5 protein-coding genes are annotated in these 5,503 nt (G+C 50.3%); all 5 read left to right on the top strand.

All coding sequences use genetic code 11. From position 1 onward, the window contains the following. Window positions 1-154: 154 nt before the first annotated feature. Window positions 155-817 carry a Dph6-related ATP pyrophosphatase gene (locus tag ON064_RS16780; RefSeq protein ID WP_274625665.1) on the top strand — a complete coding sequence of 221 codons (663 nt, stop codon included), beginning with the start codon at window positions 155-157 and terminating at the stop codon, window positions 815-817. A gap of 6 nt (window positions 818-823) precedes the next feature. Beyond that, on the top strand, window positions 824-1,819 hold the full coding sequence (locus tag ON064_RS16775; protein ID WP_274625664.1) for a GNAT family N-acetyltransferase: 996 nt from the start codon (window positions 824-826) through the stop codon (window positions 1,817-1,819). Between the two features lie 189 nt (window positions 1,820-2,008). Next, a complete protein-coding gene (locus tag ON064_RS16770) occupies window positions 2,009-3,586 on the top strand; it encodes a BCCT family transporter (protein WP_274625663.1) in 1,578 nt (525 codons plus the stop codon). Window positions 3,587-3,797: 211 nt separating this feature from the next. Continuing rightward, window positions 3,798-4,217, top strand: coding sequence for a universal stress protein (locus ON064_RS16765; protein WP_121300866.1), 420 nt, complete (start codon window positions 3,798-3,800; stop codon window positions 4,215-4,217). Between the two features lie 57 nt (window positions 4,218-4,274). Further along, a partial coding sequence (locus ON064_RS16760; RefSeq protein ID WP_274625662.1) for an MFS transporter occupies window positions 4,275-5,503 on the top strand: 1,229 nt, incomplete at its 3' end.

The following is a 5,503-nucleotide window of genomic DNA, read 5'->3' as shown; positions in this document are numbered from 1 at the left end:
CGTCGCGCTGCCAGGGCATGGCTTGAGCCTCCTCGGTCGCTATGCTCCCTGTGGGGTCTCAAGACTCATGCTATTCCCACAGGAGTCGCCGCCTTCTACTCTTTCATCAAGACTATTAATAGCAAGACACAAGAAATTACAGAAGAGGTGCAGTATGCAAAAACCATTTATTACATCATGGAGCGGTGGCAAAGACTCCGCTTTAGCATTTTACCGGGCGGTTCAGCAGGGGCATGTGCCGATCGCGTTGTTCACCATGTTTGAAGAAGACGGGGAACGCTCGAAATCCCACGGGCTGAAAAAGCAGATCTTGGAAGCACAAGCGGAACGGATGGGCTTGCCTTTAGTGATTGGCCAAGCCGACTGGTCAGGGTATGAAAAGGAATTTATCCGCCATTTGCAGCATTTCAAGGAACAAGGCATCGAAATGGGTGTGTACGGTGATATTGACCTGCAGGATCATCTTGATTGGGTTGAAAAAGTCAGCAAACAGGCAGAACTTGATGTCTTGCATCCCTTATGGCAAGAAGCCCGCCGGTCACTGTTGGAAGAACTGGTCGAAGAAGAGTTCAAAGCCGTCATTACAGTGGTGGACACTGCGCGTGTCGGGGAGGAGTTTCTCGGACACGTTTTCACCCGTGAGCTGATCGAAGAGCTCGAGGCACTCGGCATCGATGCTTGCGGAGAGGAAGGGGAATTCCATACCACATTAGTAGACGGTCCGATTTTTGTTGAACCGTTGCCAGTGGAGTTCGGAGACATCGTGCGCAACGGGCAATACGCAATGCTTGAAGTGAAACTTCAAACAGGGGAGTGATCGAATGTGATCCAGATCATCAGTGTAGAAGAAAAGCACATCCGCCAAATGTCTGCATTACTTTCAAAACGCCAGGCGCGGGAACGGAAGATTTTCCCGTATCTGCCGGATAAGTTCGAGGAAATCGACGAGGCGGAGATTGTCATCCGCAAATTGCTCGAGCGCCCTTATGTCAGCGGAGTGGTCGCTGTCCGCGGCATTGATGTGATTGGATACTTGATTTATGAATTCAAGGAAGAAGCCCATCGCGGACGCTATGTATGGATGGATTATGAATCAATCGCCATCAGCGAGCATGAACATCCGCGCCTGTTGCGCTTATTATATGCGGATGCTGGAGCGGAATGGGTTAAGCACGGCTACTTCCACCATGTGCTGATGGCGCCGCTTGGGGATGAAATGGTGTTAGAGCAATGGCTCGATCAAGGATTCGCGTTCGAGCAAAAATACGCGATCCTGTCGCTGGATGATTACGAACCGAAAAACGGAACGCTGCCCGAACTCGAATTTCGGCGCGGAACGAAAGCGGATGCGCCGCTTTTGAAAAAAATGGCGGTGTGGAACAGCATCCACCAGGCAGCCGCACCTTCTTGGCATCCAATCACGAGAGAAACGATGGAAAACGTCCAGAAAAGCTATGTCGCACTGACGGAAGACGAAGAAGCCTATCTATGGCTCGTTAACCAAGGTGAACAAGCTGCCGGCTTCCATGTGTATTTCCGTAAGGAGGATCCTTTCAGTTTGGTGACGCCCGAAAATTGCGTGGAGCTGCCAGCTGCTTCGACCAACCCAGATATGCGAAGCCGCGGCATCGGTCGAGCACTGGCAAACTATTGTTTCGGCGAATTGAAGAAAGAGGGCTATGATTATATTTTTGCTGATTGGCATACGCCAAATCAAATGGCTTCCTATTTCTGGCCGCGTATGGGTTTCCAGCCCGTCATGGTCAGGATGTCGCGCCAAATCGACCCCCGCATTTCATGGGCACACGGCCACGATTGAATAGTGAGCATCGCTTTACTTGCTCAAGGAAACTAGCTTCGTTATACTCGTAGGCGTGTTGGAAATGATGATATTTCCCAAGCCTTTCCTGAAAAAACTACATTTCTTTGTAGTTTTTTCTTTTTTTGTGGTTATAACAAGGAAGTCAAAGGGAAGGGAAAAAGGGATTAAATAATTGAGGGGGATTCGATGAAAAAGAAAGGCTTGATCGATTACCGGATTTTTCTTCCGGCTTTGATCATCATCATCGCAATCAGCGTTCCACTCGCGCTTTATGAAAGCCGTTCATTGGAATTGCTGAATGGGATTTTTACGACGATTGTTGAAGTATTCAGCTGGGGTTATCTCTGGTATGGCATTATTTTGGTAGGAGCGGCATTGTATTTTTCGTATTCCAAATATGGCGATATCGTTCTCGGCGATCCAGCAGAAAAGCCGCGCTTGACTTTATTTGAGTATGCATCCATTTTGATCGCCATGGGGCTCGGTTCGACGATTATGCGGACCGGCATGCTGCAATGGACATCCGTGGCAAACAACCCGCCGGCTGGTATGGACGCCGGTTCACCGGAATCGATTTTAATGGGCAATGCTTACAGCATGTTCTTATGGGGCTTCCAGGTATTCGCGATCTTTGTCATGATCGCTCCGGCGATGGCTTATACGCTGCACGTTAAGAAAAAGCCGATGATGCGCATGTCAGAAGCAGTGCGTCCGGTATTTGGCGATAAATTGGCAGACGGCTGGGCAGGGCGCTTGCTCGATGTCTTGTTCTTGCTCAGCATCATGACAGGGGCTGCCGTAACGCTCGGCTTGGGCGCGCCGATCATCACGTATAATATTTCCGCGCTGATGAACATTGACGTAACATTCGGGTTAACGCTCGTCGTCACGATTGTCTGGGTAGCGCTGTTTTCCGTCAGTGCTTACCTTGGCGTGGAAAAGGGCATCAAACGGCTCAGTACGTTCAATATTTATTTGGCGGGAGCCTTTACTGTCTTCATTCTCTTGGCAGGGCCAGGAGTCTTTATCCTGAATTATTTCTCGGACAGCGTTGCGTCGCTATTTACGAATTACTTGAGCTTTTCACTCAATACGGACTCGGTTTACCAAGGCGCGGCGTCGCATGTGCAAAGCAATACGGTATTCTGGTTTGCTTATAGCGCGACATGGGCAATGCTGCATTCGGTGTTTGCGGCCCGTATTTCAAGAGGGCGCACCATCCGCGAGATGATCATGACCTATCTATTGGCGCCTACGCTGTTGTCGTGGATTGCGACAGGTGTTCTTGGCGGGCTCGGCGTCCACCGTTATTTGACGGGTGAACTGCCGATTTTGGATATGGTGAAAGAAGACCGGATGGCGGTCATTCCTGAAATTCTTTCGACCTTGCCGCTTGGCGGCTTGGCGATTGTGATTTTCATCATCGTCGCGCTGATTTTCCTGACGACTACACTCGACTCAACGACTTACACGATTGCTGCTTATACGAGTACGCTTGATATGAGCAAAAACGAACCGCCGAAAATTTTGCGTATCCTGGTTGCCGGCATCATCACCGTCATTTCACTGGTGCTCATGAGAATCGGCGGCTTGGCACCGCTCGAAGTGGTTTCCGGTTTGATGGGCTTGCCGATTATTTTCATCACCTTCCTGATGATTTATTCGGCGAAGAAAATGATGGACCAAGACCGTGCGTGGCTCAATAATGTACGAGACAAGGAAACGCCTTTGAAACGGTCAAAACAGAAAACGAAAAGTGAATAACTAGTTGAATTATTAGATAGACCTGGCTTTCATCTTCACATGGAAGCTGGGTCTTTTTAATGCAAGAACTTGGATAGGACAAGGAAATTCTGGACAAATTCGATTTTAACGTGGAAGATAAAGGTATCGCTATCGATTTCACAGCTGGCTATCTCTGTGTTAACGCACAAGCACGCCAAATGACTGACTCATTAAAGGGGAGTGTTGAGAAGTGTACAAGAAAATCCTACTCGCTGTGGATGGTTCCGACCATTCAGTCCGTGCAGCTAAAGAAGCCGTGAAAATAGCAAAAGGATCAGATGATTCACAGATTACGATCGTTTTCGTCGCGGATCACGACAACGCGAAAAACGAAGTGCTTCACAGCGGCAGTTCCGCGGAGCTGGATTTCCAGCGCCGCAAGAAATTGCAGCCGGTCGAAGAAGCGATCGCATCGGAAAACATCAAATACCGCGTCGAGATCCTTCATGGGACGCCGGGTCCGACGATTGTCGATTTCGCCAATAAGGAAGCGTTCGACATGCTCGTGATCGGCAGCCGGGGCTTAAACTCCTTGCAGGAGATGGTGCTCGGCAGTGTCAGCCACAAAGTGGTCAAGCGCGCAAACTGCCCGGTATTGATCGTGAAATAAGAAAAAGGGCTCCCAGGTGGAGCCCTTTTTGCTGTAGCAGGCAGGAGGGAGAACACAGTGAAACATACCGCGCCAATACATACGCCGTTTTATTACGGCTGGGTCATCGTCGCGATTTCGGCGTTGTCGTATTTCTTTTCGGGACCCGGCCAAACCTTTTCCAACGCCATTTTCATCGATTATTATATTGAAGAGTTCGGATGGAGCCGCTCGACGGTGTCAGGGATTTATTCTGCGGCTACATTGCTCGCGGGTTTTCTGATTTTTATGGTCGGCAGGCTGTTCGATAGCCAGGGAGCGCGCAAGATGGCGGTCATTATCTCCAGCTTGCTGGGGCTTGCCTGTTTGTTTAATGGATTGATCGCCAATACTTTCATGCTGTTCGTCGGCTTCTTTTTGATTCGGCTGCTCGGGCAAGGCTCGATGTCACTCACGCCGAAGTCGCTCGTGCCGCAATGGTTCATTGCCAAAAGAGGGCGCGCGCTCAGCCTCGCAGCACTCGGGGCGATGGTCGGCTCTGCCGTCTTTCCATTGCTCAATGTGTGGTTGATCGAAACTTTCGATTGGCGCATTGCGTGGACGCTGCTCGGCGCGTCCGTGTTGGTCATTTTTACTCCGCTCGCGTTTTTGCTGATCCGCAACAAGCCGGAAGATATCGGCTTGCGTCCTGACGGGGAAGTGATTCCAGAAGGGGAAACCGCAGAGAAGAGTTTGTCGGCAGATATTAGCTGGACCGTGAAAGAAGCGCAGAAAACCCGCGCCTTTTGGCTGCTGCTGTTTTGTGTCGCAACGCCAGCCTTGGTGAACACCGGAATCACGTTCCATTTAGTATCGATTTTTTCACAGCAATCGCTGACGCCTGAAGCCGCAGCCACTGTACTCAGCTTGATGGCGGTCGTCGGATTTCCGGTAACATTTTTGGCCGGCTATTTGCTGGATAAAATCGAAGTGCGCTGGATGCTGGTCGCTTTGTTTGCCGGAGAGATCATTTTCATTTTGCTGCTCCAGCAAGCGACGGTTCTGTCGTTAGCAATCTTGTTCGGCGTCGTATGGGGAGTTGTGTCAGGGATTGAGCGGGTCACGTTGAGCATTGTCTGGCCCAATTACTACGGTCGCCAGTATATCGGCAGCATCAGCGGCATCGCCATGGCGATCATGGTCATCGGCTCTGCCTTAGGGCCCTTGCCGTTCGGCTTGTTTTACGATTTCCTTGGCGGCTACGATGAAGCATTAAGCTTCCTGCTCATCATCCCAGCTTTAGCGATCGTCGCTTCTATCCTGGCAAA

Origin of the sequence: Planococcus sp. A6 (genome assembly GCF_028823615.1) — a bacterium.
Taxonomy (GTDB): domain Bacteria; phylum Bacillota; class Bacilli; order Bacillales_A; family Planococcaceae; genus Planococcus.
Note: the sequence above shows the minus strand (reverse complement) of the source record. Positions and strands in the feature narration are given on the sequence as shown.

What these genes read in the sequence shown, in the direction of transcription:
- ON064_RS16780 (WP_274625665.1), top strand. Translation starts at nt 155, where the DNA reads ATGCAAAAACCATTTATTACATCATGGAGCGGTGGCAAAGACTCCGCT.
- ON064_RS16770 (WP_274625663.1), top strand. Translation starts at nt 2,009, where the DNA reads ATGAAAAAGAAAGGCTTGATCGATTACCGGATTTTTCTTCCGGCTTTG.